The organism is Pseudomonadota bacterium (assembly GCA_039714795.1).
Classification (GTDB): Bacteria; Pseudomonadota; Alphaproteobacteria; order JAGOMX01; family JAGOMX01; genus JBDLIP01.
The window spans coordinates 1-4994 of sequence record JBDLIP010000120.1; the positions used below are offsets into that span (position 1 = coordinate 1).

Below are 4994 nucleotides of genomic sequence, written 5' to 3' on the forward strand. Positions count from 1 at the left end.
CTGATGCACCTTATTTCTGTATTTGGCGCTTTATGTTGCAAAACCCAATCTGGATGAGCCATTTTATTTCCTTTCCTTACTACGTGGTGTTGTATTAATATCACGTAGTAAGGTATAGTAACAAAAATTTAAATAAAATCCAATCTTTTTTGGGCTATTTAAACGGATTACAAAGAATTTTTTGGAGGGAGATATTTATGGATTATTTTTTTTCATGAGGTAGCCCTGGATATGATCGCACATAGCAAAAATCACCAATTGCATTGCGCTTGATATTGCATTAGAATTTACATGAGTGCTAAATAAATTCAAGTGGCACCGGGGAAAATATGGCTGATAAACAAAAAAATAACGAGGTACACAAAAATTCATTCTTTTTAAGACAGCGGGTTAAGTTGGGAACCATGCTGCTTGTGCTATCGTGTTTTGTGTATTTGATTTATCTGGCTTCTAACCAATTTTATGCCGCTGAAAAAAGTCCTCAGCTTTATCCGAATTTACCACAACAAAACATTCAGTTTGGCCATGGTGCGGTAAAAGTCAATACGGGTATTTACATCAAAGAATTTACTGAATTCGATACACAAACCAATACCTTTGCCATTGATGCCGTTGTTTGGTTTGAGTTTAACCCCAATTTGATTACACTATATACCTTGGGAGGATTTGCATTTGATCCAGGGGAAATTATCGAAAAATCACCACCTCAAACAAGACTTATCAAGGGAAAGATTTTTGCAGCATTTAATACCCGGGTGCGCTTTAGCTCGCATTTACGGCATGAACACTTCCCTTTTGCAGACCATCGAATTTTCCTAAGATTAAAGTTAGATGCTGCATCTCCTGAAAACTTACACTTTGAAACCAAACGGTCCTTCATTAAAATTTCTAAAAGTGTACAGCCCTTCGGGTGGACTTTGAAAAGTTATGAGGGTCAAGCGGGATTCTTCGAAGAGACCCTCAGTGGTAAGGGTAAAAACAAAACAATTAAACACCCTCAGGTCATTTTTTCCTTTGATTTTGCCAAACCTGGTTTGCGCAAAGTGCTCATTATTTTAGGACCAGGGTTATTACTATTTTTACTCGGTCTTATGGCCTTAATCATTCGCACCGAATGGCATGGGAAACACATTAGATCAGAAGCACCCATTGATATTGCCATTGGAAGCTTAATAGGACTTTTGTTCCTTCGTTTGGTTATTGAGACGGTCTCTCCTGACATTGGCTATTTTGTTTTTGCCGATCAAATGTATCTGATATTTTTTCTTTCGACATTCATAATTCTTTTTGTAACAATCTATGAATACAATAAAGCTATGCCAAGAGCCTTAAAAGCTACTATATTTTATTCGATACAATTTATTGTGTTGTTTTTCTTCTACTGGTTTATGAGGAGAATTTTATGAACATTTGGGTGAAAACCTTTTTCCCTATTACATTGCTGATCATAACACTTTCTGGAGCGGTACAATCCAGTGAAATTACTTTGAGCCAATTAAAGCAATATGCTGGTGCTTTGCCTGAATTTCCTCCTATGGATAACGAAAATCCGATTAATCCTGATTACTCCTCGTTCTTTGCAGCGCAAAAACGCACTCCTATCCAACGGGCGGCAGATATTTTTACTGTAAGTACTATTTTTACTGACAGAAATCAAGTGTTACAAATGCTAAAACGTGCAACTGATGATATCAATTTAAGGAGTCAAAAACACGCTTGTGACAAGGATCGTATCCCCATCAAAACTGGAGACAAGATACTGGTTTGGGGAGATCTCCATGGAGCGTTTCACTCACTCGTACGCTCACTAGAAGAGCTCCAGTCCCAAGGGCTCATCAATGATGAGCTTGTCATCGAACGTAAGAATGTGAAATTTATTTTTATGGGCAATATCATTGATCGTTCGGCCTATAGTCTTGAAACTCTTATTGTTGTTTTAGTGCTTTTGCATCGCAATCCAGATAAGGTTTTCTATTTGCGTGGCAGTCATGAAAATGCAGAAAATTGGCAGAACTACGATTTTCGAGATGAATTACGTGCGCGTCTCAACGTAGTAGATGATAACGATCCGTTAATAAAAGACATAAACCACTTTTTTGGTCTGTTGCCTTCAAAGATATTTTTCAAAATGTCAGGGGAAAAACCAGAATACCTTGTAATCAATGGTCTCTACACAACACCTACGACAGACCTATTAAAAATCGAGCCTAATATTACTACTCTTATTAAAAACCAGAGCCGTTCTAGGATTTACCAAACCACCAATGGATTGGATCTTTTGCCACAGGAACAAGGAATCCCGACCTGGACCGTTTTTTCCAGTCCGACACTTGCGTTTAAGAATCTGTATCAGTTTCAGTCTGATGCGTTTGCGATGATCGACATTGGGACGCATTTGAATGCATCTGCTATTTCTTTGGTGGTTAAGGAAATACAAGCTGTAGACTCTAACTTCAAAGTTCAACGTTTTCAACTAATGTCGGGTGAAATTCTCAAAGCTGGCGAATTTAAAAAGGCAGAATGGTTTGAAGTACCGATAGGATGTACTCTTGATCTATCTGAATCTTCACGAGTGCTGGGGGCGCGTCTGCGTGCTGGAATTGATTTAAAAATTCGTCAGATCAATCGTACTGGAGGTATTCGTGGTAAATTGTTACGCATCTTTTTCCAAAACGATAAATACAACCCAGCTATTGCTGTGAGAAATATTCGCACATTCATAAGAGACAAGGGAATCAATATTATTCTCTCTCCTTTGGGGGTTTCTGCAACAGCATTGCTTCCAAGTGCAGAAAAACAGGAGATCTTGGTGCTGTTTCCTTACTCAGGAGTTGACGTTTTACGCCGATCTGAACTATCGCATCTACTGCATTTTCGCCCCTCATTTGCTGAAGAAGCGCGAGCCCTGGTTCAGTATTCACGGGAAACTTTGTTAAAGCAACGTTTTGGTATTTTTTATCAGGATGATGCTTACGGAAGGTCGGTGTTAAAGGCTGCTGTGAACAAACTGGAAAGTGATTATGGTATTGAGAAAAATCAAATTTGTAGTGCCTCTTACCAACGAAACACTCTAGAGGTGAGCAATGCAGTCAAAACTCTTAAGCAGTGCAATCCAGACGTTTTGTTTTTATTTTCAACGCTGGCGCCCTCTGAAGAACTTGTCAATAAGCTAGGGGTTTCTTTTTTAGCTAATATCACCCTGATGGGAGTTTCGTTTCTCACAGACCGTTTTCGTGATTTTGCCTCAGGGATGAGTAGGGGGCAAAAACAGGGTAAAGGCTTAAATTTCATAATTTCTCGTGTGGTGCCGAATCCAGCAACCAGTGATTTGCAGATTGTACGTGAATATCGCCAGCAGATAAGTCAAGAGTATCCAGGTACGCGATATGATGCAGATTCGCTTGAGGGCTACATTATTGCAAGTTTGCTGGTGAATGCGCTAACGAAATTACCATTACCCATTACCAAGCAGGATATCATTACAGAATTTGAAAAGTTAAAAAGTTATGATTTTAAAGGGTTGCATCTTGATTTTAATCCTAAAACACGAGAATTTTCCAAAGATGTTTGGTTGGATACTGGCAAGGATGTCTGGTTGCATATGTGAGCTGTGTATTCACCGATTCCACCGTCCAGCCCAAATTTGTAGATTGCAATGCAGCTAGAATTGCCTTACGATTCCCGAAACGTGTTTAAAATACAAATGGGGGACCTATCTTAATGTTTGTCTTCTTTACTAATCCCTTCAGCATTGCACTCTATGGCTTTTTGAGTGTGGCTGTGGTTGCTTTGTGGTTGCGTCCAACAATTGGATTATTGCTTGGGTTTGTGGCGGTGGTTCTAGCATTTTATTTGGGTTATCTGTCGGGTCTAGGGACAACATGGTTACTTATTATGTCTCTTTTGTCTATGACGTATCCTTTGTATAAAAAGCCAAGCTGGATCAAATTAGTGCACGCATTGGGTATATTTGCCGGGTGTTATTTGTTTTATTTGCATCTGATGCCAGGAGTGTATAACCCACTTATGCTCAGTGGTGTGCGCTTGAGTGCCGGTAGTTGGCCATATCATTCGTATCTGAATGTCGATAAGATCTTTTTGTCTATTGTCCTTCTGGCCACGTGTATACGGCTTAATAGCCGAAAACAGGATTGGTGTGACACATTTGGATTTAGCTCAGTTTGGGGGCCTGTTGTGCTGCTTGTAACCGTGCTGATGGGGCTAGGATTGTTTTTGGGGTATGTCCGCTTTGATGCCAAAATACCAACCATTTTGTGGCTATGGGTGCCAACCAATTTGCTGTTTGTTTGTGTTGCTGAAGAAGCTTTGTGTCGAGGGTTTTTGCAAAAGGAGCTCGGTTCATGGTTCAAAAATATGCAAGTCGGACATTGGCCGGCAATAGGCATTGGTGCTTTGGCTTTTGGAGGATTGCACTATTACGGAGGACCCATTTATATTTTGCTTAGTACAATTGCCGGAATGGGGTATGGTTATGCATATTTTAAATCTAAACGTCTGGAGTCGGCAATTGCAGTTCATTTTCTGGTTAACCTGACTCACATTTTATTTTTTAGTTACCCTGCCTTGCGGGCACTGGGTTAGTTCTACGGACGCTGAATTTTCCACTCCAGCTTTTGGCGAGCTGGGGAAAAATGGAGGCCGGGATGACGGCCCGCGGGGGATAAGCAAAGTCCTTCCTTATCCAAAACTTAGGTTAACTATGCTGAAATGGTGACAGTGTTACATGAAAAATTACAGTTATACTGAAGTGAAATCAAAACCTCTGTTTCCTGATACGCTCGAAATGCTCATTTACCCAAGTAAACTGCAAGCTGGTAGCTATCATTAAATTAGAGGTTTTGATTTCACGAGAGTATACTCCTCGTTCAGTAAGAAGTGTGGTTCCGGCAAGCGTGTGTGCTTCTCACTAACGACTTGGGCTAGACTTCTTTGCGATAGCAATTTAACAAAGGAGTTTTGTCATGTATCCTACT

General features: G+C 40.1%; 3 protein-coding genes. All 3 read left to right on the forward strand.

Going from position 1 to position 4994, the window contains the following annotated elements; translation table 11 throughout:
* Positions 1-329 precede the first annotated feature (329 nt).
* The 3 genes from ABFQ95_07515 (at position 330) to ABFQ95_07525 (ending at position 4602) form a co-directional block, all read left to right on the forward strand.
* Entirely contained in the window at positions 330-1406 is a 1077-nt protein-coding gene (locus ABFQ95_07515; protein ID MEN8237368.1) for a hypothetical protein, read from the forward strand.
* A complete protein-coding gene (locus ABFQ95_07520) occupies positions 1403-3607 on the forward strand; it encodes an ABC transporter substrate-binding protein (protein MEN8237369.1) in 2205 nt (734 codons plus the stop codon). Before ABFQ95_07515 ends, ABFQ95_07520 begins: the two co-directional genes overlap by 4 nt.
* Positions 3608-3720: 113 nt before the next feature.
* Positions 3721-4602 (forward strand): CPBP family intramembrane glutamic endopeptidase, encoded by an 882-nt coding sequence (locus tag ABFQ95_07525; protein ID MEN8237370.1) that lies wholly within the window; start codon positions 3721-3723, stop codon positions 4600-4602.
* Positions 4603-4994 lie beyond the last annotated feature (392 nt).

What these genes read in the sequence shown, in the direction of transcription:
- ABFQ95_07515 (MEN8237368.1), top strand. Translation starts at nt 330, where the DNA reads ATGGCTGATAAACAAAAAAATAACGAGGTACACAAAAATTCATTCTTT.
- ABFQ95_07520 (MEN8237369.1), top strand. Translation starts at nt 1,403, where the DNA reads ATGAACATTTGGGTGAAAACCTTTTTCCCTATTACATTGCTGATCATA.
- ABFQ95_07525 (MEN8237370.1), top strand. Translation starts at nt 3,721, where the DNA reads ATGTTTGTCTTCTTTACTAATCCCTTCAGCATTGCACTCTATGGCTTT.